The following is a 23646-nucleotide window of genomic DNA, read 5'->3' as shown; positions in this document are numbered from 1 at the left end:
CCCTGATTCTGCCGGTATGCGGGCCCAACGGTAGGCTAGAGGCGTGACTCCCGAAGAACTCTCCCTCGCCATATCCGCCTGCCTGAAAGACGCCGTCGCCGCCGGCGAGATCGCGCTTTCGGCGTCAGCCGTGCCGGACGAGGTGCGCGTGGAGCGTCCAAAGAACCGGGAGCACGGCGACTGGGCCACCAACATCGCGCTCCAGCTGTCCAAGCAGGCAGCCACCAACCCGCGGGAGTTCGCCTCGATCCTCAGCGCCCGGCTGAAATCGATTGACGGCGTTGCCTCGGTGGACATCGCCGGCCCGGGCTTCCTGAACATCACCGTTGACGCCGCTGCCGCGGGCGCCTTGGCCCAGACCATCGTCGAAGCGGGTCCCGGGTACGGTACCAACTCGGCGCTCGCCGGCCATGTGGTGAACATGGAATTCGTCTCCGCCAACCCCACCGGTCCGCTGCACATCGGCCATACCCGCTGGGCGGCGCTGGGCGACTCGATCGCCCGGGTGCTCCGGGCCTCCGGCGCGAAGGTCACCGCCGAGTATTACATCAACGACGCCGGATCGCAGATGAACGTCTTCGCGCATTCCGTGCTGTCCCGGCTGCACGGACGCGGCGTGCCTGAGGGAGGCTACCCCGGCGAGTACATTTCCGAGTTGGGCCACCACGTCCTGACGGAACACCCGGACATCCGGGAACTGACCGACGTCGCGGCGCTGCCGGTGATCCGCGGAGCGGCGTACAAAGCGCAGATGCACGACATCAAGGAAACGCTCGCCGACTTCGGCGTCGCCTTTGACGTCTACTTCTCGGAGCAGGAACTGCACGACGCCGGCGCCATCGAAAGTGCCGTCGCCCGCCTTCGCGAGCAGGGTCACGTCTTCGACGACGGCGGTGCCGTCTGGTTGCGCACCACGGACTTCGGGGACGACAAGGACCGGGTGATGATCCGCGCGAACGGCGAACCGACCTACTTCGCCGCGGATGCCGCGTACTACCTCTCCAAGAAGGACCGCGGCTACGACCAGAAAATCTACCTGCTGGGAGCGGACCACCACGGCTACATTAACCGGCTCAAGGCCATCGCGGCCGCCGCCGGGGACGATCCCGAGGTCAACATCGAGGTCCTGATCGGCCAGCTGGTTTCTGTCAACGGAGCCAAACTCTCCAAGCGCGCCGGCAACATCATCGAGCTCAAGGACCTCATCTCCTGGCTGGGCAAGGACGCCGTCCGCTACTCCCTCGCCCGGTTCCCCGCCGACTCACCTCTGACCCTGGACCCCGAGCTGCTCAAGAAGCACAGCAACGAGAACCCCGTGTTCTACGTCCAGTACGCCCACGCGCGTTCCCGCGGCACGGCCAGGAACGCCGTGGCCGCCGGAGTGGACCGCAGCGCCTTTGATGCCTCGTTGCTGGAGCACGCCACGGAGAACGAGCTGCTGTCTTACCTGGGCAGCTACCCGTCCATCGTGGCCAAGGCGGCCGAGCTTCGCGAGCCACACCGCGTGGCCCGCCACCTCGAGGTCATCGCGGGCGCCTACCACCGCTGGTACGACGCCTGCCGCGTGGCGCCCCAGGGCGAGGAACCCATTACCGACCTCAACCGCACACGGTTGTGGCTCAACGACGCCACCAGCCAGGTGCTGGCCAACGGCCTTGAACTGCTGGGCGTTTCGGCGCCGGAACGGATGTGAGCGCGATGACCGGCGAACCACTCAACCACGCCTCGCCGCTGGCCCCGGAATGGCTCGCTGTTCCGGCGGACCCCAACGCTCTCCACGAACCGCTTTGGGCGGCCGGGGTGGAGCGCAACGTCGACGGCGAACTCGCCATTGACGGCATGACCGTCAGCGAGCTGCAGCGACAGTACGGTACGCCCTTGTTTGTCATGAGCGAAAACGACTTCCGCGCCCGGGCCCGGGCGTTCAGCGACGCCTTCAATGATGCCTTCGCGGACATCTGCGGGGGAGTGGACGTCTACTACGCCGGCAAGTCCTTCCTGTGCACCGCCGTCGTCCGGTGGGTGGAGGAAGAAGGGCTTCGCCTGGACACCGCATCAGGCGGGGAACTCGCTGTGGCCGCGCGCGCCGGGATTCCCGGCGCCGACGTCGCGCTGCACGGCAACAACAAGTCCGACGGCGAGATCCACCGCGCCCTGGACATGCAGCTTGGCCGGATCGTGGTGGACAGCCTCGCCGAGCTTGAGCGCGTGGCCGCCATTGCCGCCAGCCGCGGCGAAACCGCCAAGGTGATGCTGCGCCTGACCCCCGGAGTGCATGCCCACACCCACGAATTCATCGCCACCGCCCACGAAGACCAGAAGTTCGGCCTCTCCATGGCGGAGGACTCCACGGACCAGGCCGGGCTCTCTGCCGCCGAGGAAGCCGTGGCTGCCGCGGCCGGTCATGCCAGCATCGAGCTGCTAGGCCTGCACTGCCACATCGGCTCACAGATTTTCGAGCCGGACGGCTTCGCCCTCGCCGCCGTGAAGCTCCTGACGTTCCTGGCCGCCATGCAGAAGAAATACTCCATCGTGCTGCCGGAACTGGACCTGGGCGGCGGCTACGGCATCGCCTACACCCCCGTGGACACCCCGCGTCCGGCGGCCGAGATCGCGCAGGCGATGGCCGCCGTCGTCCGCTCCACATGCGCGGACCTGGGCATCACCGCTCCCCGGATCTCCATTGAGCCGGGACGGGCCATCGTGGGAAGCAGCACCTTCACCCTGTATGAGGTGGGCACCCTTAAGACCGTGCGCGTGGACGCACCGGCCGCCGGAACGCACGGTTCCGGTGAGGAACCGGCGGGAAAAAACGTTACGTACCCGCGCCGCTATGTGTCGGTGGACGGCGGGATGAGCGATAACCCCCGTCCGGTGCTGTACGACGCGGATTATTCGGCAATTCTGGCCTCGCGCACCTCCGGCGCCGCGCCGCAGCTGTCCCGCGTAGTGGGCAAACATTGCGAGAGCGGCGACATAGTTGTTAGAGATGTATATCTGCCCGAGGACGTGGCAGCCGGTGATCTGCTCGCTGTACCGGGGACCGGCGCCTACTGCTGGGCCCTGTCAAGCAACTACAACTATCTGGCCCGGCCGGGCGTTGTCGCGGTGCGCGACGGATCCGCCCGGCTGATTGTCCGCGGGGAAACCGAAGAAGATCTGCTCAACCGTGACATGGGAGTCTGAATGACCGAATTGCGAACCCTGAAAGTGGCTCTGCTGGGCTGTGGCAACGTCGGGGCTCAGGTGGCACGGATTCTCATTGACGACGCCGAGGCGCTGGCGCCGCGGACCGGCGCACGCCTGGAGCTGACCGGCATCGCCGTGCGCAACCTCGAGGCCGAGCGTGACGTGGACCTGCCCCGCGAGCTGTTCACCACCGATGCGGAGACCCTGATCAAGGACGCCGACCTCGTGATCGAGCTGATGGGCGGCATTGAACCTGCCCGTTCGCTGATCCTCGCCGCCATCCAGGGCGGAGCGAGCGTGGTGACCGGCAACAAGGCGCTCCTCGCGGCGGACGGCCCCACCCTCTACGAGGAGGCGGACAAAGCCGGCGTCGAGCTTTCCTATGAAGCTGCCGTGGCTGGGGCCATTCCCATCCTGCGCCCCATCCGGGACAGCCTGTCCGGCGACCGCATCACGAGGGTTCTGGGCATCGTGAACGGCACCACGAACTTCATCCTTGACCAGATGGACTCCACCGGCGCGCAGTTTGCCGACGCCCTCGCCGAGGCGCAGCGGCTTGGCTACGCCGAGGCCGATCCCACCGCCGACATCGAAGGATTCGACGCCGCGGCAAAGGCCGCCATCCTTGCCTCGCTCTCGTTCCACACCCGGTTTGACCTTGCAGACGTGCACCGGGAGGGGATCACCCGCGTCAGCGCCGCGGACATTGCCGCCGCCAAGGAGGCAGGCTTCGTCATCAAGCTGCTGGCCATTGCCGAGAAGCTGACGGACGCCGAGGGCAACGAAGGTGTGTCGGTCAGGGTCCACCCCACGCTCCTTCCGCGCGAGCACCCGCTGGCCGCCGTGCGCGGGGCCTTCAACGCCGTCTTCATCGAAGCCGAGAACGCCGGGGAACTGATGTTCTATGGCCAGGGCGCCGGCGGGACCCCCACGGCGTCCGCCGTGCTGGGCGACCTGGTCTCCGCTGCGCGCCGCATTGTCCTGGGCGGGCCCGGGCGGATTGAATCCACCACCGGCCACGTTCCGGCGCTGCCCATTGACGCCGTCAACACCAGCTACTACATCGGCCTGGACGTGGCAGACCAGCCCGGCGTCCTGGCCAGGATCGCCCAGCTGTTCGCCGAACACGGGGTCTCCATCGAAATCATGCGGCAGACAATCCACCGTGATAGTGATTCCAACGTGGAATCAGCAGAACTGCGGATCGTCACCCACCGCGCAACCGAAGCTGCGCTGGCAGCAACCGTCGAGGCCGTCAAGGGACTGGACGTCATCATTTCCGTTACATCCGTACTGCGGGTAGAAGGAGTCTAAGTGGCTCACCAATGGCGCGGAGTCATCCGCGAATACGCTGATCGTTTGCCCGTAACGGAATCCACCAAGGTGATCACCCTTGGCGAGGGGGGCACGCCCCTGGTCCACGCGCGGAAGCTGTCCGAGCTCACCGGCTCCACCGTGTACCTGAAGGTGGAAGGGATGAACCCCACCGGATCCTTCAAGGACCGTGGCATGACCATGGCCATGACCGCGGCCGTCGCCTCCGGAGCCGCGGCCGTGGTGTGCGCCTCCACCGGAAACACCTCGGCCTCCGCCGCCGCCTACGCCACCGCGGCCGGGCTCAAGTGTGCCGTCCTGGTTCCCGAGGGCAAGATCTCCATGGGCAAGCTCAGCCAGGCGATCGCGCACGGCGCCACCCTCCTGCAGGTGGACGGCAACTTCGACAACTGCCTGGACATTGCCCGCAAGCTCGGCGAGTCCTATCCCGTGTTCCTCGTCAACTCGGTCAACCCCGCCCGAATCCAGGGCCAGAAGACCGGTGCGTTCGAAATCGTTGACGCCCTCGGTGACGCCCCGGACATCCACGTCCTTCCGGTCGGCAACGCCGGCAACATCAGTGCCTACTGGAAGGGGTACAAGGAGTACGCCGCCCCCTTTGAATCGGATACGGCCGGGACCCTTCCCGCGGTATCCACCAGGACGCCCGTTATGTGGGGCTTCCAGGCCGCAGGCGCCGCCCCGTTCGTCGCAGGCCATCCCATCACGGAGCCGGACACCATTGCCACGGCAATCCGCATCGGCAACCCGGCCTCCTGGGACACTGCGATCGCGGCCCGCGACGAGTCCGGCGGCCTCATCGAAGCCGTGACCGACGACGAGATTCTGGCAGCCCACCGCTGGCTGTCAGCCCGAGAGGGTGTCTTCGTTGAGCCCGGCTCCGCCGCCGGAGTGGCGGGCCTCATCAAGAAGCACGCGGCCGGGGAAGTTCCCGCCGGCAAGACGATCGTGATCACGGTGACCGGTCATGGCCTGAAGGACCCGCAGTGGGCGCTCCGCACCGAGGACGGCAGCGAGGTAGTGCCCGTCAAGGTCTCCAACGACGTGGTCACCGTGGCCGCTGAACTGGGCCTGGAAGAAAAATAGCCTTGGAAACCACCCTCACAATCCCGGCGGAATCCGCGGCCGGCGCGCCGGCTGTTCCGGCCGGCCAGTTGGTGACCGTCCGTGTGCCGGCCACCAGCGCCAACCTCGGCCCCGGCTACGACAGCCTGGGACTGGCGCTCTCGCTGCATGACACCCTGACGGTGGAGACCCTGGCCAGCGGAGAGCTCCATTTCGAGCTCAGGGGTGAAGGCGCCGAAACACTGCCCCGCGACGCAAGCCACCTCGTGGTCAAAGCCGTGACTGAGGCGTTGCACCGGCTGGGATTCCGCCACGAAGGTCTGCGGATCACGGCAGACAATGTCAATCCGCACGGTCGCGGCCTGGGATCGTCGGCATCGGCAGTGGTGGCGGCGGTGACCGCGGCCAATGCCCTGGTTCCCGAGCAGTCCCGGCGCGGCAAGGAGTGGATCCTGCAGCTCACCAGCGAGATGGAAGGCCACCCGGACAACGTCGCACCGGCCATTTTTGGCGGACTGGCGCTGTCCTGGCAGGACAGTGACCAGTACAGCAGCACATGTGCCACCGTGGCTGACGCCGTGATTCCCGTGGTGGCTGTGCCCGACTACGAGCTTTCCACCGAGGCCGCGCGGGCCCTGCTTCCGGCCTCGGTGGGCCACCACGCCGCCGCGATGAATTCCGGACGGGCCGCCCTGTTGATCCACGCGCTGACCAGCAAACCGGAATTCCTGCTGCCGGGCACCGAGGATTACCTGCACCAGAGCTATCGGGCGGAGGCGATGCGTCCCAGTGCGGACCTGATCCGCGCGCTGCGCTACGCAGGACACGCGGCCGTTGTTTCCGGCGCCGGACCAACCGTCCTGGTGCTGGCCAACGGGGAAAAAGAGGCAGCCGCAGTGCTGAAGTTCATCGACGCCTACACTCAGGCCAACACGCCGGACGTGGCCTGGCGTGTGATGAAGCTGGCAGTGGACGTCGAAGGTGCTAAAGTGGAGTTGCACCGGCGGTAAATCCGCAGGCAGCGAAAAGATCCCGACAATGGCCATGGTGCCGGTCTGATCTTGTGTTGCTTTGATCTTTCTTCTGCGCAATCTTCTCCGGTGCCGCCTGCTTTGGTCTGTCGCAGGAATCTGCAGAGCATTATCTGTACCCCTGAAGCGTCAGCCCGCCATTCCCCATTTGGAGTGTCCAAGGTGAATCAGTATCCGGTCCTGCTGGCCGAAATCCATCCGGCAAGGCCGAAATCCGGCTGCAGATCTGAACTGCAGCCCAGATCAAATCATCGCGTCCAGCTCCCAGTCTGGACGCCGTCGAGGGGGAAGGATCCTTCGTGACCGAAACCACTGAGCTGTCTTCAGCTGTGGACATTACAACTTCTGCTGCCGAGTCATCTACGGCCGCACCCGCCAAGAGCAGTGGCCTTGCCGGCCTAAAGCTCGCCCAGCTTCAGGCTCTTGCCAGCCAGCTTGGCATCTCCGGCGGCTCCCGGATGCGCAAGGGGGACCTGGTTTCAGCCATCTCCGCCCATCGCGCCGGTACCCCTGTCAGCAAGGCACCCGTCAAGGGCGCCGAAAAGACCGGCGAGAACATCTCTGCCCGCACCGCTGCGCCGGTTGCCGCTGCTCCCGCGGTGGAAGCCGCTGAGGCTCCGGCCCAGGAAGGCACCCGTGCCCGTGGACGTGGCCGCAGCCGCCGCGCAGGCAGCGATGGCGTGGTGAGCACCCCCGTTGCCGAGGCACCGGTCGAAGCCGCACCCGCCGAGGCTCCGACAGCGCCTGTCCATGGCGCAGCTGGCGAATCCGCGGGAACCGAAGGTGCTCCTGAGCGCCGTCAGCCCCGGACCCGCAACCGCCGCCGTGGCGAAGCCGCCGCAGCGCCGCAGGGCTCCGGGCAGGCTGTGGAAGCCGAGAGCCAGGGTGAGCAGGCAGCTCCCGCCGAACAGCGCACCGAACAGCGCGGGGCCGAGCAGCGCACCGAACAGCGCGGTGCCGAGCAGCGCACCGAACAGCGTGGTGGCGAGCAGCGCGGTGCTGATCAGGGCGCCGAGGCCGGCGAAGCCGGTCAGCGCACCGACCGCCAGTCAAGCCGGACCCGTGGTGGCCGCGACGGCGGCGAGACGGTAACCCGCGAGACCCGCCGCGAGGACAACCGCAGGGAAGAGACCCGCGAAAGCGAAGACACTGACGGCGGAAGCCGCCGGAACCGCCGGAACCGCCGCGACCGGAACGACCGTTCGGGTTCGCAGGACAGCCGCGACAGCAACCGCAATGACCGCTTCCGCGACCGTAACGACCGCCGTCGCGGACGTGCTCAGGGTCCCGACGTCGACGACGTCGAGGTCACCGAGGATGATGTCCTGCTGCCCGTGGCCGGCATCCTCGACGTGCTGGAAAACTACGCGTTCATCCGCACCTCGGGCTACCTGCCGGGCCCGAACGACGTGTACGTGTCCCTCGCCCAGGTCAAGAAGTACAACCTGCGCAAGGGCGACGCCGTTGTTGGCGCCATCCGCGCTCCGCGTGAAGGCGAGGACCGCAGCCAGCAGTCCGCCCGCCAGAAGTTCAACGCCCTGGTCCGGGTCACCTCGGTCAACGGCAAGACCCCTGAGGAACTCAAGGACCGCGTCGAATTCGCGAAGCTCGTCCCGCTGTACCCCTCCGAGCGTCTGCGCCTCGAGACGGACCCGAAGAAGATCGGACCCCGCGTCATCGACCTGGTCGCCCCGATCGGCAAGGGCCAGCGCGGCCTGATCGTCTCCCCGCCGAAGGCCGGCAAGACGCTGATCCTGCAGTCCATCGCCAACGCCATCACCACCAACAATCCTGAGGTCCACCTCATGATGGTGCTTGTTGACGAACGCCCCGAAGAAGTCACGGACATGCAGCGCACGGTCAAGGGTGAGGTCATTGCCTCCACCTTCGACCGTCCCGCCGATGACCACACCACCGTGGCTGAGCTTTCCATCGAGCGTGCAAAGCGCCTGGTGGAAATGGGCATGGATGTTGTGGTGCTCCTCGACTCGATGACCCGTCTGGGCCGCGCGTACAACCTGGCAGCCCCGGCCTCCGGCCGTATCCTGTCCGGTGGCGTGGACTCCGCGGCGCTGTACCCGCCGAAGCGTTTCTTCGGTGCAGCCCGCAACATCGAAAATGGCGGCTCGCTGACCATCCTGGCAACCGCGCTCGTCGAGACCGGTTCCAAGATGGACGAAGTCATCTTCGAAGAGTTCAAGGGCACCGGCAACATGGAACTGCGACTGTCCCGCCAGCTGGCGGACAAGCGCATCTTCCCGGCCGTGGACGTCAACGCGTCCGGCACCCGCCGCGAGGAGAACCTGCTTTCCCCCGAGGAAGTCAAGATCATGTGGAAGCTGCGCCGCGTACTTTCCGGACTCGAGACGCAGCAGAGCCTTGAACTGCTGACCAACAAGATCCGGGAGACCCAGAGCAACGTTGAGTTCCTCATGCAGGTCCAGAAGACGACGCTTGGCGCGAAGTCCGATAACGACAAATAGCTGAGCAGGGGGTGGGGCCGTCGCATATTTTGCCGGCCCCGCCCCTTCGCGTTGCTGCTGACGTACTGCCTACGCCAGCAGCAACGCTCCGACAGGCCCGATGCCACTCCCGGGCCGGCAAAATATGCGACGGCGCCCGTCAGGTCACCTACCGCTGCGTGCGTCACTAGACTTGGTTCCAAGTCGAAAGAGGTTGTGAAAATGTTTGAGTCCGTACAGGGCCTGTTGGATGAGCATGCTGCTATCCAGGCGCAGCTGGGGGATCCTGCTGTTTACGCTGACCAGAAGCTTGCCCGAAAACTGGGGCGGCGTTCGGCTCAGTTGAACGGAATTGTCGAGGCTTACCACCGCTGGGAGGGTATCCGCGACGATCTGGCGGCCGCGAAGGAAATGGCGGACGAGGATTCTGAGTTTGCCGCTGAGGTGCCTGAGCTGGAGGCCGCCCTGGAGACGGCCTCGGCCAAGCTGCGCCGGCTGCTGATCCCGCGCGACCCGGACGACGCCCGCAACGTGATCCTCGAGGTCAAGGGCGGCGAAGGCGGCGACGAGGCTGCGCTGTTCGCCGCGGACCTGCTGCGGATGTACAGCCGATACGCGGAATCGCGCGGCTGGAAGACCGAGATCATTTCCGCCACTGAATCGGACCTTGGCGGATACAAGGATGTTCAGATGGCCGTGAAGGGCAACTCGAACGATCCCGCGGAAGGCGTGTACGCGCGGCTGAAGTTTGAAGGCGGCGTGCACCGCGTGCAGCGCGTCCCGGTCACCGAGTCGCAGGGCCGGATCCACACCTCGGCCGCCGGCGTTCTGGTGCTTCCCGAAGTGGACGAACCCGAAGAACTTGAAATCAGCCCGAACGAGCTCAAGATCGACGTCTACCGTTCCTCCGGCCCGGGCGGCCAGTCCGTCAATACCACTGACTCGGCCGTGCGAATCACCCACCTTCCGACCGGCATTGTCGTGGCCATGCAGAACGAGAAATCGCAACTGCAGAACCGCGAAGCCGGCATGCGCGTGCTCAGAGCCCGCATCCTGGCACACCAGCAGGAGCTGATCGACGCCGAGAACTCGGCGCAGCGCAAGTCTCAGATCCGCACCATGGACCGCTCCGAGCGCATCCGCACCTACAACTACCCGGAAAACCGGATCGCGGACCACCGCACTGGCTACAAGGCCTATAACCTGGATCAGGTCATGAACGGCGACTTGGAACCGGTGATCCAGTCGGCCATCGAACTGGATGAGCAGTCCCGGCTCGACGCCATCGGCGAGTAAGCGTTGGCCGGAGCTGAGATGAATCCCGGCAGCGGGCAGAGCCTGGTGGACGCGGTGCGTGAGGCCACGGCCCTGCTGGCGGACGCCGGCGTTCCCAGTCCCAGAGTGGACGCGGAACTGCTGGCCGAGCACTTGCTCGGAGTAGGCCTTGGCCGCCTGCGCGCCCTGATGCTGGGCGACTCGCCCGCGCCGGAGGGGTATGCCGGCCTCGTCGCTGAACGGGCGCAGCGGATCCCGCTGCAGCACATCACCGGAGTGGCGCACTTCCGCCACCTCGAACTCGCCGTTGGCCCGGGTGTCTTCATTCCCCGCCCCGAGACCGAATCCGTGGTGCAGTTGGTCATTGACCGGCTGCAGGGCATGGCGCATCCCAAAGTCGTGGACCTTGGCACCGGATCAGGCGCGATTGCCGGATCCATTGCCTATGAAGTTCCCGGAGCGGAGGTCCATGCGGTTGAATTCAGCGAATTCGCCCATGCCTGGGCGGCGAAGAATCTACAGCCGCTGAGGGTTTCGCTGGTCCGTGGCGATCTGCGGGACGCACTGCCGGAACTCAACGGAACCTTCGACGTCGTGGTTTCAAATCCGCCGTACATCCCGGCCGAGGCGATCCCGAACGAACCCGAAGTGGCCCTGCACGATCCGCCTGAGGCACTCTACGGCGGGGGAGCGGACGGAATGGAACTTCCGACGGCGGCTGCCGCATCGGCCGCGCGGCTGCTGGTACCGGGCGGCTACTTCGTGATGGAACACGCCGAAGTGCAGGCGGCCTGGATCGCCGCGATGCTCCGGAATACCGGTCTGTGGACCGACGTGAGAACCCATTACGACCTGAACGGCAAGGAACGGGCCACCAGCGCCGTCCTCCGCGGACCAACTCACCAAGCGATGAAAGAATAGGCCAGTGACCACAACCTACAACTGCACCGTACCTGACCAGCGCGCCGAAGGCCTGGAGCACGCACAGCGGGCCATCCGGGCCAACAAGTGCGTGGTGTTTCCTACGGATACGGTCTACGGGATAGCGGCCGACGCCTTTTCGCCGATGGCTGTGACCATGCTGCTCGTGTCCAAGGGCCGCAGCCGCACCATGCCTCCCCCCGTGCTGATACCCCGACTGAACGCACTGGACGGGCTGGCCACGGATGTTCCAGCGGAGGCCCGGAAACTGGCTGAGGCCTTCTGGCCCGGCGGACTTACCTTGATCCTCCACGCCCAGCCCTCCCTTGACTGGGACCTGGGCGAAACCAAGGGCACGGTTGCGCTGCGGATGCCGGCTGACGACGTCGCACAGGACCTCCTGACCCTCACGGGTCCGCTGGCGGTGTCTTCGGCGAACCGCACCGGCCAGCCGCCGGCACAGACCGCAGAGGAAGCACGGACCCAGCTTGCCGAGTCCGTGGAGGTCTACCTTGAGGGCGGATTCCGGCCTGCGGAAGGCGCCGACGCCGTTCCGTCCACCATTGTTGATGCGACGACGCTTCCGCCAAGGGTGGTGCGGGCCGGCGCCATCAGCCTGGAGCGCCTCCGCGAAGTCGTCCCGAACCTGCTGGACCTGGACGGGAACGCCCCCGAGGTTGCTGAGCCGGAAGCAGGCGCCCCCGAGGTTACTGACCCGGCAGCAGGCGCCCCCGCCGTTCCGGACCCGGCCGAATGACCTTGAGCCGGCTGACCCTGACAAGGCAAGACATTCCCGTCCTCGGGGTTGACGCCACCCCACTCACGGTCGCGGAGCTGATCGAGGTGCTCAGCACCTTTGTCGCTGAAGGGGCTGCCCGCACGGTGGTGGGGCACAACCTGCACAGCGTCACGCTGTTTCATTCCGACCCCCGGTTCCGGTCCGTCTACGAGAACAGCGATGTGGTCCTGCTGGACGGCGCCCCCGTGCTGTGGCTCTGGGGGAGGAGCGGCGCGGCAGATGCGCCCGTCATGGACTACAGGTTGGGCTCCACCGACTGGATACCGGCGCTGGGCGGGGTCGAGGGCCTTGAACGGATTGCGGTGATAGGCGCCGGTGCCCTGGCTAATGCCAAGGCTGTGGCACGGCTTCAAAGCATGGTCCCGGGGGCTGCTGTGGCCGGGTTGCCCGGGGAAGGCTGGAATGACGAGCTCGAGGAGGCCGCGGTAACGTGGCTGACGGAGCAGCGTCCGCAACTGGTGCTCATCGGCCTGGGGATGCCGCTGCAGGAATCGGTGCTTCAGCGCAGGTGGGCTACTCTGCCGCCGGCTGTTTATTGCGCCGTGGGCGGTGCCATAGAACAGATCGCCGGGGTCCAGAAACTGGCACCGCGCTGGCTCGGGCGCCTTGGCCTGGAATGGGCCTGGCGGCTGATGCTCCACCCGCGGCGGGTGGCGTATCGTGTTTTCGGCGAGCCCTGGGTGCTGTTGGCCCTGCTGGTGCGCCGCCAAGTGCGACGCCGCTTAGGCTCGCGGCGCTAGAACTTCTGGTCCTTCAGTGGACCGAATCCCTTTCCGCGAAGGCCGGCGGAAAAAGCTCCAAACCAGTTGGCGAGGCCCCTGAAGTCTCCGCTGCGCAGGAAGTAGCCCAAGTAGCCGCCCACGTCAGCGATGAGGGACTTGACCCTGAGATGGCGGCGGATGAGGTATCCGCGGTTGCGGTAGTAGTAATGCCGTTTGAATGCCGAATCGGGCACAATCACGTGCCAGCGGGCGCCGAACACGTGCTTGGTTTCGGCGAACGCATGCGGGTGCGTGATGGCCGTGGTGGTGACTGTGCCGAACCTGATGCCGGCCTTCCGCAGCCTGATCGTGAAATCGACCTCGTCGCCGCGGATGAAGAGACGCATGTCCGGCAGGCCCACTTTGAAGAACACATCCGAGCGGATCAGCGCGCCGTTGAAGAAGTGGCCGTCGCTCGGCAGGAAACCGACGGTTTCCACCGCGGCGCGGTCATGCGTCACCTTGCCATCAAGACGGAAGAAGAAGGAAAGCTTGTCGGGGTGGCCGGGTGCCACCACGAGGGGAACCACTGCATCGAGCCCGCGTGCCTCAGCCTCGCGGAGCAGCGTGGCGAGGCATTCCGGGTCGGCGGGCTCGGCGTCGTCGTCCATCATCCAGATCCAGTCAGCGCCGCTGGCAACCGCCTTGAGGATGGCCAGGGAGAAACCGCCCGCGCCGCCAAGGTTGGCCTCTGAACGGATATAGTCCACACGGGCATGCTGTTCCGCGACGTCCTTTGCGGGCACCGTGCCGCTGTCGACGAGGCAAATGGAGCGCACCTCGGCGGTCTGGTTATTGATGGCGTTCAGCAGAACCGCCAACTCCCGCGGACGGTCAAACGTCACGGCAGCGACTGCAACCGACATGGTCATTGCTGGTTCCTTTCAGCACGGCCGTCGGTGGAATTCCCGCCGGTTCTGGGCCATGTGACGCGAGGCCGGGGAGCCGTTGGCATTAGTATCTTGACTAGAGTCCACTGTAATACAGCCCTGTCAGGCACTATGCACTGCCTGCCGTGCGCCCGGCGACGGAGAAGTTCCATTTATCGAAGGTCAGACCCACAGCAAGCGAGCCATCACCTCATCCACAGCCGGGAGCGGACTCCGTGGCTGCCGGGCGGGTGCCGGGACGCTGCCCCAACTGACGATCGTGGACGGGTTCCCTCACCATGATCATGTATATGCTCATGCTGCTGACGGCCGCCTGTGTGTCCTACGCCGCAACGTGGGGCGCGCGGCTGATTGGCGACCGGCTTGAGCTGTTCTCTCCGATCCGCAGCCGGGACACCCATTCCCACCAGGTCTCACGGCTCGGAGGGTTGGGAATCTTCGCTGGCTTCCTCGTGGCGCTCATCGTCGCGAGCCAGTCCTTCTTCGTCAAGGACATCTTCCACGGCAACGCCTCACCGTGGGGAGTACTTGCCGGCGCGGGAGTGATTGTTGTGGTGGGTCTGGCAGATGACCTCCTGGACCTGCGCTGGTGGGTGAAGCTGATCGGACAAAGCGCGGCGGCTTCGGTAGTGGCCATCTGGGGCGTCCGGATGACCGTCATCCCCTTCGTCCCCGAACCGATCCGGGTTGAGTCCGACATCGTCCGGATCGTCCTCACCGCAGGGCTCATCGTGACCACGATGAACGCCTTCAACTTCATCGACGGACTGGACGGGCTTGCAGCCGGAGTGGCCATCATCGGGGGTGTGGCGTTCTTCCTGACAGCGTATTGGGTCCACCGCAATGCGCCCCTGACCGACTACTCGGACCTCGCTACTCTCCTTACGGCCGTGGTGGTGGGAAGCTGCGTGGGCTTCCTTCCGCATAACTGGTTTCCCTCAAAGATCTTCATGGGCGACTCCGGAGCCATGCTGATCGGGCTGCTCATGGCCTCGGCCGGTATTGTTTCCACCGGCCAGATAACGTCCGGCCTGTATGACCGGGCCAATGGTATTCCCACCATCATCCCCATCCTGTTGCCGTTCGCGGTTCTGTTCCTCCCGCTGCTTGACCTCTCCCTGGCGGTTGTCCGGCGGACCGCACTGGGCCGTTCACCGTGGTCCGCGGACAGGGGGCACCTGCACCACAAACTGATGGACATCGGCTACTCGCACCGGACCGCCGTGCTGCTGATGTACATGTGGACCTGCATCCTGGCCTTCGGCGGCCTGGCCTTCGCGGTTTTCCCGTGGCAGATTGTCCTGGCAGTGGACCTTCTGGCGACGCTGGTCATGGGCCTCATCACGGCCTGGCCCTACCTGAGCCGCAGGGATGTCCAGGAGGTGCGGTGAACGCGGCGCAGTTCTTACGGTCTTCACAGGAAAGTCTTCTACAATTCGGGCTTTTCCGAATTATTTCTATCTCATGTAGAATTCAGATGCGGCTCACCACCGCACCCACCCTGACCAGCACGCGCTACACGACGATTGGGATCTTATGACCTCCAACGCCGAACCCGGACCCCGTTCCGGCAATGGACCCGTTGGTGTCTCCGGCCCCACGAAATCCCTGTGGCTGAGGTTGCTGGCCATGAGTTCCGCGGCAGCCGGCGCCGCACTTCTGATCACGGCGATTCCCGCGGTGATCATGAACGGCCCTGCGGGAGCGTTGTCCAGTGTCTTTGGCGGCGTCCTGGTGATGCTGTTCTTTGCCATCAGCCTGCTGATCGGCCACTTTGGGGGCCGCAATAATCCTTCCGGAGCCATCGGACTCTTTGTCGCAAGCTATTTCATCAAGGTGGTCGGCTTCGCGGTGATTCTGTTCGCGATCGGCGCCCCAGAGTGGCTCCATGGACGCTGGTTCCTGATCGGAGCCGTGGTGGCTGTGGTGTTCTGGCAGGCGGCCGAAATTTACGGCTTCAGCAAAGCCAGGCACCAAATCTACAACGACCCCGAGACCCGAAAAGGCGGCACCAATGTTTAGCCGCAAGGAACCGCGGAAAAAGCAGCCCGAACCCGTCCATGCCCCGACGGCTCCGCACGATGAAGCGAGCGGCGGCGGTGACGGCGGATACAACGCCGGCATGGCCGTCTTCAGCTACATAATTGGCGGAATCATCGTCTGGAGTTTGATAGGGTGGGGTCTGGATTATCTGTGGGGAACCCGCTGGATTGTGCTCGTAGGCGCTCTGCTTGGAGCTGCGGGAGGGTTCTATCTTTCTCATATGCACGGCCTCACCAGTCACAGAATTTCAACTGGCGGGAACAGTGCAGCCAGCGGCCCGTCCAAGGACGAGGAACAGTAATGCCAAAAAATTTCACATGGGGAAGGGCGGATTTGAACATCGCCGGACCCTCACCAAAGCCCAATGATGGACACTGCAGAGAGGAAACGCGTTGATCGCGCTTGCGCTCCCGGCCCAAGATTCAGGAACCTTCACGCCTCCCGGAATCGAAGAATTGCACCTGCCGGCTATCCTGCCCTGGGGTGCGGCGGACGGATTCTCCAAGCAGATGCTGCTGGTAATCCTGTCGGTCGTTATTATCGCTACATTCTTTCTGCTAGCTGCGCGGAAGCAGCAGCTTGTTCCCGGCAAACTGCAGTTCGCAGGCGAGATGGCCTATGGCTTCGTCCGCAACGGCATCGCCAAGGACATCATCGGCGGCAGGGACTTCATGAAGTATGTCCCGCTGCTGTTCAGCCTTTTCTTCTTCATCCTCGTGAACAACATCTACGGCGCAATCCCCGTGATCCAGCTCCCGAGCTTCTCGCACGTCGGCGGGGCCTATGTCCTCGCAGTGATCGTGTACGTCACCTGGATCGGCATCGGCATCAAGAAGAACGGCCTGCGCTACTTCAAGCTGGCCACCGTTCCCTCCGGTGTTCCTATTTACATCCTGCCGATCGTTATTCCGATCGAGATCATCTCCAACTTCCTGGTCCGCCCCGTCACGCACAGCCTCCGTCTGTTCGCGACGATGCTGGCAGGCCACCTCATCGTGATGATCGCCGGATCCGGAATCGAGTTCCTGGTGATGCAGGAGAACGTGCTCCTGAAGGGCGCGTCCGTACTGGTCCTCGGCGGCTCGATCGCCATGTACATGCTCGAAGCCCTGATCATGGCGCTTCAGGCCTACGTCTTCACGCTGCTGACTGCGATCTACATCGAAGGCGCGCTGCACGCGGACAGCCACTAGGCACCCTCAAACTTCCCCTCGCGGGGATGAAGTACACCAAACAACCTGCCACACAGATGGCATCTTGAAAGGAAAAAAATGGAAGGCTCCATCAACGGCTCCCTCAACCTCATCGGCTACGGCCTCTCCGCTATCGGCGGTGGTATCGGTGTTGGTCTCGTCTTCGCGGCCTACATCAACGGTGTGGCACGCCAGCCGGAAGCTCAGCGCGTACTGCAGCCGATCGCATTCCTCGGCCTCGCGCTGACTGAAGCCCTCGCCATCCTCGGCCTGGTCTTCGCATTCGTTCTCAAGTAAACCTTCAGAACTAGCGAACATCCAGAACCGAGTAGATAAGGACGGGTGAATTATGCATCAGATGATCATCTCAGCCGCCACTGAAGCGGCGCCCAACCCGCTCATTCCCAACCCATGGGAAATGGGCGTAGTCCTCGTCGGCTTCGCTGTCCTCTTTTACATCGTGGTCAAGTTTGTTGTCCCGATGTTCGAGAAGACCTTTGCGGAGCGCGCCGAGGCCATCGAAGGCGGCATTGCCAAGGCTGAAAAGGCTCAGGCAGAGGCTTCGGCCGCACTCGAAGAATACAAGCAGCAGCTCACTGATGCCCGTGCCGAAGCCAACCGCATCCGCGAGGAAGCCCGTGCCGAAGGCGCTCAGATCCTTGCGGATCTGAAGGAGAAGGCGGCTGCAGAGTCTGCCCGCATCACGGCCCAGGCTCACGCGCAGATCGAGTCCGAGCGTCAGGCCGCCGTTGTGTCCCTCCGCTCGGAGGTGGGCACGCTGGCCACCACGCTGGCAAGCCGCATCGTTGGCGAGTCGCTGAGCGATGACGCACGGGCAGCCCGTGTGGTGGACCGCTTCCTGGCAGATCTGGAGAACCAGAACGCAGGTGTGGCTCAGTAATGGCAGGTGTATCGAGCGAATCGCTGACCGCGGCGCTGATTGCGCTGGAAGCCAAGCTTCCCACCGCATCGCTGCAGTTGGCTAACGAACTCTTCGGAATCCTGGGAACGGTGGACAGCTCGGCCGGCTTGCGCCGCGCATTGACTGACCCGTCCCGCAGCGGTGCCGAAAAGTCGGCGCTGGTCAAGGAGCTCTTCGGTGGAAAAGTTTCCCCCGATGCTGTGGAGATCGCGAGCGGACTGGCCAGCTCACGCTGGGCGTCGGCCCGGGACATCGGCGATGCACTCGAGACTCTTGCCGCTTCGGTGGTAATTGCGGTTGCCGAGAACAAGTCGGCCGTCTCTGCCTCCGGACTCACCGGGCTGGAACAGCTGGAGAACGATCTGTTCTCCTTCAACCATGCCGTGGAGTCCAATCACGAGGTTCAGCGTGCTCTGTCCGAGCCGCAGGCGAGCCCGGCGGCCAAGATTGCACTCGCCGGGAAGCTCGTACCCAGTGCAAGCGAGGAAGCGAAAGTCCTTATCGGACAGGCAGTTTCGCAACCGCGCGGGCTCAAGGCAACCAAGCTCGTCGGCCGTTTCGCCGAGCTTGCAGCCAAGCGCCAGCAGCGCTGGATTGCAACGGTCAGCGTCACCCGTCCGCTGTCGGAGACACAGACCAGCCGCCTGCAGGCAGGGCTTAACGCCCTCTATGGGCGCGAGCTTAAGATCAACATGAACGTTGACCCGGCACTGATCGGTGGAATCCGGATCCAGGTCGGGGACGAAGTGGTTGACGCTTCGCTCCTCGCCCGCCTGGGCCAGCTTCACCGTCAGCTCGCTTAGCCAGCCGGACAAGCACAACTTAACTGATAGAAACCCCGGTCATCGTGAGCAACGATGATCACGAAAACAGGAGAGCAGGGACTGCAGATGGCCGAATTGACCATCAACGCCGACGACGTCCGTAATGCGTTGAACGAGTTCGCGGCGTCCTACGAACCCGGAAACGCAGAGCGCGTAGAGGTCGGCCGTGTAACAACCGCAGGTGACGGCATCGCCCGTGTTGAGGGCCTTCCCTCGGTCATGGCGAACGAGCTGCTTCGCTTCGAAGACGGTACCCTGGGCCTGGCCCAGAACCTTGACGTGCGCGAGATCGGCGTCATCGTCCTCGGCGACTTCACCGGAATCGAAGAAGGCCAGGAAGTACACCGCACCGGACAGGTTCTGTCCGTGCCGGTGGGCGACGCCTTCCTTGGCCGTGTTGTTGACCCGCTGGGCCAGCCCATCGACGACCTCGGCGAGATCAAGGCCGAGACGACGCGTGCCCTGGAACTCCAGGCACCCGGCGTGACCCAGCGCAAGTCGGTCCACGAGCCGATGCAGACGGGTCTGAAGGCTATCGACGCCATGATCCCGATCGGCCGCGGCCAGCGTCAGCTGATCATTGGCGACCGCCAGACCGGCAAGTCGGCAATCGCCATCGACACGATCATCAACCAGAAGGCCAACTGGGCTTCGGGGGATGTCACCAAGCAGGTGCGCTGCATTTATGTCGCCATCGGCCAGAAGGCATCCACCATCGCGGCGGTTCGGCAGACCCTCGAGGACAACGGCGCGCTGGAATACACCACCATCGTGGCTTCCCCGGCGTCCGACCCGGCAGGTTTCAAGTACCTGGCACCATACGCCGGCTCGGCGATCGGCCAGCACTGGATGTACGGCGGCAAGCACGTCCTCATCGTCTTCGATGACCTGTCCAAGCAGGCCGAAGCCTACCGTGCGGTGTCCCTGCTGCTCCGCCGCCCGCCGGGACGCGAAGCTTACCCGGGCGACGTCTTCTACTTGCACTCCCGCCTCCTGGAGCGTTGTGCCAAGCTCTCCGACGAGCTCGGTGCAGGTTCGATGACCGGCCTGCCGCTCATCGAGACCAAGGCGAACGACGTTTCCGCCTACATCCCGACCAACGTGATCTCCATTACCGATGGCCAGATCTTCCTGCAGTCGGACCTCTTCAACGCCAACCAGCGTCCCGCTGTTGACGTCGGTGTGTCCGTCTCCCGCGTTGGTGGAGCCGCACAGGTCAAATCCATGAAGAAGGTCTCCGGTACCTTGAAGCTGGAACTTGCCCAGTACCGCGACATGCAGGCTTTCGCAATGTTCGCGTCGGACCTCGACGCCGCATCGCGCCAGCAGCTGACCCGCGGCGCACGCCTGATGGAACTGCTCAAGCAGGGCCAGTACTCGCCGTTCCCGGTCGAGAACCAGGTAGTCTCCATCTGGGCAGGCACCAACGGCCACCTCGACGACGTCCCGGTTGAGGACATCAACCGCTTCGAAACCGAGTTCCTGGAGCACCTCAAGCACAAGTCCTCCATCCTGACGACGCTGGCCCAGACCAACGTTATGGACGATGACACCGCAGAAGCACTGAAGACCGCGATTGTGGACTTCAAGAAGGGCTTCTTCGGCGAGGGCGACAGCCTCCTGGTGGGTGCGGGGCACGAGGAGTACGCCCCCATCGACGAGGACCAGGTCGACCAGGAAAAAATCGTCAAGCAGAAGCGCTAGTTTCGCTGGCAGGGACTGCCGGGACCCCCGCGGGTTCCGGCAGTCCCGGTCATCGGGATCTTAGGAAAGGATAAGTATGGGAGCCCAGATCCGGGTCTACCGCCAGAAGATCAGCTCGACGACGTCGATGCGCAAGATCTTCAAGGCGATGGAACTGATCGCTACCTCGCGCATCGGCAAGGCCCGGGCACGCGTAGCAGCTTCACTGCCTTACGCAAACGCGATCACGCGTGCCGTTTCTGCTGTCGCAAGCCAGAGCGAAATTGACCACCCGCTGGTCACCGAACCGGCGCAGATCCGCCGCGCCGCCGTTCTGGTCATCACCGCTGACCGCGGCCTTGCAGGGTCCTACTCGGCAAGTGTGCTCAAACAGGCCGAAGGCCTCGCCGAGTTGCTCCGTGAGGAAGGCAAGGAAGTTAAGACGTTCTTGGTTGGCCGCAAGGCCCAGGCGTACTTCGACTTCCGCAGCCGTCCCTACGCTCAGGTGTGGACCGGTAACACGGACGCGCCGGTGTTTGCGACCGCGCAGGAAATCAGCGAATCGTTGCTGGCCGAATTCGCAACGGCCTACGAAGAGGGAGGCGTGGACGAGATCCACGTTGTCTACACCCGCTTCAAGTCGATGGTGACTCAGGAGCCGACGGTCGTCCGTCTTCTCCCGCTGGAAGTTGTTGAAGAGAAGGCGTCCGAATCGGATCTGCTTCCTCTCTACGAGTTCGAGCCGGAAACGGAGCAGGTTCTCGATGCTCTGCTGCCGCGGTACATCGAATCACGTATCTTCGCGGCCATGTTGCAGGCGGCAGCTTCCGAGCTCGCAGCCCGCCAGCGGGCCATGAAGTCCGCCGGTGACAACGCCACGGACCTCATCAAGAAGTACACGCGTCTGCGCAACACTGCCCGTCAGGCTGAAATTACGCAGGAGCTCTCCGAAATCGTGGCCGGCGCCGACGCTTTGAGCGCGTCCTAGCCAGCACGAGTGCGGATCCAGCTGTACCTGCACCAAAAGATAAACTTAACCCCAACGCCATCTACTGAGTGAAGTGAGAGAGATGACTGCCACTGCTACCGAACACGTAGCCGCGACGACCGGTGCTTCCGGCCGTATTGCACGTGTTATTGGCCCGGTTGTCGACGTCGAATTCCCGGCTGACGCAATCCCCTCGATTTACAACGCCCTCACCACGGAGATTACCCTCAACGGTGAGACCAGGACCATCACGTTCGAGGTTGCACTGCACCTCGGCGACAACCTGATCCGTGCGATCTCCCTCCAGGCCACCGACGGGCTCGTCCGCGGTACCACGGTTGTGGACACCGGCGGTCCGATCTCCGTTCCCGTGGGCGACGGCGTCAAGGGCCACATCTTCAACGTCCTCGGCAAGCCGCTTGACGTGGAAGAGTCCGAGATCAACGCCTCGGATTACTGGCCCATCCACCGCAAGGCCCCGGCCTTCGCAACCCTTGAAGGCTCCACCGAGATGCTGGAGACCGGCATCAAGGTGATCGACCTTCTCACCCCGTACATCAAGGGTGGAAAGATCGGCCTGTTCGGTGGCGCCGGCGTGGGCAAGACCGTGCTGATCCAGGAAATGATCACCCGTGTGGCCCGCAACTTCGGTGGCACCTCGGTGTTCGCCGGCGTCGGCGAGCGTACCCGTGAAGGTAACGACCTCTGGGTTGAAATGGAAGAGGCTGGAGTCCTCAAGGACACCGCGCTTGTATTCGGCCAGATGGATGAGCCGCCGGGAACGCGTCTGCGTGTTGCGCTGTCCGCCCTGACCATGGCGGAGTACTTCCGCGATGTGCAGAACCAGGACGTGCTGCTCTTCATCGACAACATCTTCCGCTTCACCCAGGCGGGTTCCGAGGTGTCCACCCTCCTTGGCCGCATGCCGTCGGCCGTGGGCTACCAGCCGAACCTCGCGGACGAGATGGGTCTCCTCCAGGAGCGCATCACGTCCACGAAGGGCCACTCCATCACCTCGATGCAGGCCATCTACGTCCCCGCGGATGACTACACCGACCCGGCTCCGGCCACCACGTTCGCACACCTCGACGCAACCACGGAACTTTCCCGTGAGATTGCTTCCCGTGGTCTGTACCCGGCCGTGGACCCGCTGTCGTCGACCTCCCGAATCCTGGACCCCCAGTACATCGGCAAGGACCACTACAACACGGCCGTCCGCGTGAAGCAGATCCTGCAGAAGAACAAGGAACTCCAGGACATCATCGCCATCCTCGGTGTTGATGAGCTCTCCGAGGAAGACAAGATCGTCGTGTCGCGTGCACGCCGTATCCAGCAGTTCCTCTCGCAGAACACCTACACCGCCAAGCAGTTCACCGGCGTCGAAGGATCCACTGTTTCGATCAAGGACACCATCGAAGGCTTCACGGCCATCTGCGACGGCGACCTTGACCACATCGCAGAGCAGGCGTTCTTCAACGTCGGCGGCCTCGATGACGTCGAGCGCCAGTGGGCCAAGATCCAGGAACAGACCAAGTAATATGGCTGAGCTTGAGGTTGAGATTGTCGCAGCGGATCACTTCGTGTGGTCCGGAGCGGCCAAGATGGTCAAGGCCCGCACCAGCGATGGTGAAATCGGAATCCTGCCCGGCCACTCGCCCCTGCTGGCGATTCTGGCCGAAGGTGAACTGGCAATCGAGCCGGTTTCCGGTGACCGCATTGCCGTAGTTGTCGACGGAGGATTCTTCTCCGTGGACAACAACAGGGTGGTTATTGTTGCTGACAACGCCCAGCTGGGTGACGCGGCTACTGCGGGGATCCGCTAGCACGACCTTGATGGACGATCCAGGTTTTCCGTTCATCGCGTTGGCAGCCGCCTTTGCGTTGCTGATATTTGCACTGTGTCTTTTCGGGGTGCGCCGCTTCAATTTGCGGCGCGCCCTGGGCACGGTGGACGCCTCCATCTGCACGGCTGGGAACAGCTGGCAGTTGGGGGTTTGTCGTTATCAGGACAACGAGCTGGAGTGGTTCAAGCTGCTCTCGCTCAGCGTGCGCCCCAAGTACACCTTCCGCCGCAGTTCCCTGGAGCTGCTGGGGCGCCGGCAGCCCACTGAGACTGAAATCGTGAAGGTGCAGCCCGACGCCGTCATTGTCGAGTTGCGCTACGAGGGGCAGGACGTGCTGCTTGCCATGAAATTCGATGCTTACACCGGCCTGTCATCCTGGCTTGAGGCCGGACCCGTCATCGGCGTGGGCACCTGGCGCTAA

23 protein-coding genes are annotated in these 23646 nt (G+C 64.2%); 22 read left to right on the top strand and 1 reads right to left on the bottom strand.

The features are described from left to right. The first annotated feature begins 43 nt into the window (after positions 1–43). From argS to ACP4XC_RS16230, 10 genes are all read left to right on the top strand, one after another. Positions 44–1693, top strand: coding sequence for an arginine--tRNA ligase (gene argS, locus ACP4XC_RS16275; protein ID WP_427171438.1), 1650 nt, complete (start codon positions 44–46; stop codon positions 1691–1693). 5 nt (positions 1694–1698) lie between these two features. Further along, entirely contained in the window at positions 1699–3186 is a 1488-nt protein-coding gene (gene lysA, locus ACP4XC_RS16270; RefSeq protein ID WP_427171436.1) for a diaminopimelate decarboxylase, read from the top strand. Continuing rightward, positions 3187–4503: a homoserine dehydrogenase gene (locus ACP4XC_RS16265; RefSeq protein ID WP_427171434.1), complete on the top strand. Its 1317-nt coding sequence runs from the start codon at positions 3187–3189 to the stop codon at positions 4501–4503. Further along, positions 4504–5610 (top strand): threonine synthase, encoded by a 1107-nt coding sequence (gene thrC, locus ACP4XC_RS16260; RefSeq protein WP_427171432.1) that lies wholly within the window; start codon positions 4504–4506, stop codon positions 5608–5610. A gap of 2 nt (positions 5611–5612) precedes the next feature. Next, positions 5613–6599: a homoserine kinase gene (gene thrB / locus ACP4XC_RS16255; protein WP_427171430.1), complete on the top strand. Its 987-nt coding sequence runs from the start codon at positions 5613–5615 to the stop codon at positions 6597–6599. A 320-nt stretch (positions 6600–6919) separates the two neighbouring features. Continuing rightward, positions 6920–9103 (top strand): transcription termination factor Rho, encoded by a 2184-nt coding sequence (gene rho / locus ACP4XC_RS16250; RefSeq protein WP_427171428.1) that lies wholly within the window; start codon positions 6920–6922, stop codon positions 9101–9103. Between the two features lie 201 nt (positions 9104–9304). After that, positions 9305–10378 (top strand): peptide chain release factor 1, encoded by a 1074-nt coding sequence (gene prfA, locus ACP4XC_RS16245; RefSeq protein WP_427171426.1) that lies wholly within the window; start codon positions 9305–9307, stop codon positions 10376–10378. 18 nt (positions 10379–10396) lie between these two features. Further along, positions 10397–11278 carry a peptide chain release factor N(5)-glutamine methyltransferase gene (gene prmC / locus ACP4XC_RS16240; RefSeq protein WP_427171424.1) on the top strand — a complete coding sequence of 294 codons (882 nt, stop codon included), beginning with the start codon at positions 10397–10399 and terminating at the stop codon, positions 11276–11278. A 4-nt stretch (positions 11279–11282) separates the two neighbouring features. Continuing rightward, on the top strand, positions 11283–12035 hold the full coding sequence (locus tag ACP4XC_RS16235; RefSeq protein WP_427171422.1) for an L-threonylcarbamoyladenylate synthase: 753 nt from the start codon (positions 11283–11285) through the stop codon (positions 12033–12035). 11 nt (positions 12036–12046) lie between these two features. Then, a complete protein-coding gene (locus ACP4XC_RS16230) occupies positions 12047–12817 on the top strand; it encodes a WecB/TagA/CpsF family glycosyltransferase (RefSeq protein WP_427175137.1) in 771 nt (256 codons plus the stop codon). Here the strand turns inward: ACP4XC_RS16230 and ACP4XC_RS16225 are convergent. Then, positions 12814–13710: a glycosyltransferase gene (locus ACP4XC_RS16225; RefSeq protein ID WP_427171420.1), complete on the bottom strand. Its 897-nt coding sequence runs from the start codon at positions 13708–13710 to the stop codon at positions 12814–12816. The genes ACP4XC_RS16230 and ACP4XC_RS16225 overlap by 4 nt on opposite strands. Positions 13711–14006: 296 nt before the next feature. Between ACP4XC_RS16225 and ACP4XC_RS16220 the strand changes: the two genes are divergently transcribed. The 12 genes from ACP4XC_RS16220 to ACP4XC_RS16165 all read left to right on the top strand — a co-directional run bounded on the left by ACP4XC_RS16220 (position 14007) and on the right by ACP4XC_RS16165 (position 23646). Further along, positions 14007–15119 (top strand): MraY family glycosyltransferase, encoded by a 1113-nt coding sequence (locus tag ACP4XC_RS16220; protein WP_427171418.1) that lies wholly within the window; start codon positions 14007–14009, stop codon positions 15117–15119. A gap of 145 nt (positions 15120–15264) precedes the next feature. After that, positions 15265–15750 carry a hypothetical protein gene (locus ACP4XC_RS16215; RefSeq protein WP_427171416.1) on the top strand — a complete coding sequence of 162 codons (486 nt, stop codon included), beginning with the start codon at positions 15265–15267 and terminating at the stop codon, positions 15748–15750. After that, positions 15743–16072 (top strand): AtpZ/AtpI family protein, encoded by a 330-nt coding sequence (locus tag ACP4XC_RS16210; RefSeq protein ID WP_427171414.1) that lies wholly within the window; start codon positions 15743–15745, stop codon positions 16070–16072. Before ACP4XC_RS16215 ends, ACP4XC_RS16210 begins: the two co-directional genes overlap by 8 nt. 91 nt (positions 16073–16163) lie before the next feature. After that, positions 16164–16964 (top strand): F0F1 ATP synthase subunit A, encoded by an 801-nt coding sequence (gene atpB, locus ACP4XC_RS16205; RefSeq protein WP_427171412.1) that lies wholly within the window; start codon positions 16164–16166, stop codon positions 16962–16964. A 78-nt stretch (positions 16965–17042) separates the two neighbouring features. Then, complete coding sequence (atpE, locus tag ACP4XC_RS16200; protein ID WP_003804776.1) at positions 17043–17261, top strand: ATP synthase F0 subunit C; 219 nt, start codon at positions 17043–17045, stop codon at positions 17259–17261. A 52-nt stretch (positions 17262–17313) separates the two neighbouring features. Beyond that, positions 17314–17865, top strand: coding sequence for a F0F1 ATP synthase subunit B (locus ACP4XC_RS16195; RefSeq protein ID WP_427171410.1), 552 nt, complete (start codon positions 17314–17316; stop codon positions 17863–17865). After that, the gene (locus ACP4XC_RS16190) at positions 17865–18689 is read left to right on the top strand and encodes a F0F1 ATP synthase subunit delta (RefSeq protein ID WP_427171408.1); all 825 of its coding nucleotides are present in this window, start codon (positions 17865–17867) and stop codon (positions 18687–18689) included. The genes ACP4XC_RS16195 and ACP4XC_RS16190 overlap by 1 nt, the downstream gene beginning before the upstream one ends. Positions 18690–18776: 87 nt before the next feature. After that, positions 18777–20414, top strand: coding sequence for a F0F1 ATP synthase subunit alpha (gene atpA, locus ACP4XC_RS16185; protein ID WP_427175136.1), 1638 nt, complete (start codon positions 18777–18779; stop codon positions 20412–20414). 76 nt (positions 20415–20490) lie between these two features. Then, on the top strand, positions 20491–21381 hold the full coding sequence (locus ACP4XC_RS16180) for a F0F1 ATP synthase subunit gamma (RefSeq protein ID WP_427171406.1): 891 nt from the start codon (positions 20491–20493) through the stop codon (positions 21379–21381). Positions 21382–21463: 82 nt separating this feature from the next. After that, a complete protein-coding gene (gene atpD, locus ACP4XC_RS16175) occupies positions 21464–22918 on the top strand; it encodes a F0F1 ATP synthase subunit beta (protein ID WP_427171404.1) in 1455 nt (484 codons plus the stop codon). 1 nt (position 22919) lies between these two features. After that, complete coding sequence (locus ACP4XC_RS16170) at positions 22920–23204, top strand: F0F1 ATP synthase subunit epsilon (RefSeq protein WP_190989724.1); 285 nt, start codon at positions 22920–22922, stop codon at positions 23202–23204. Between the two features lie 10 nt (positions 23205–23214). Continuing rightward, the gene (locus ACP4XC_RS16165) at positions 23215–23646 is read left to right on the top strand and encodes a DUF2550 domain-containing protein (protein WP_427171402.1); all 432 of its coding nucleotides are present in this window, start codon (positions 23215–23217) and stop codon (positions 23644–23646) included.

The sequence above is a fragment of the Arthrobacter sp. 92 genome (assembly GCF_050260325.1).
Classification (GTDB): domain Bacteria; phylum Actinomycetota; class Actinomycetes; order Actinomycetales; family Micrococcaceae; genus Arthrobacter.
The sequence above is the reverse complement of the archived record's forward strand: the minus strand, read 5'-3'. Positions and strand labels throughout refer to the sequence as shown.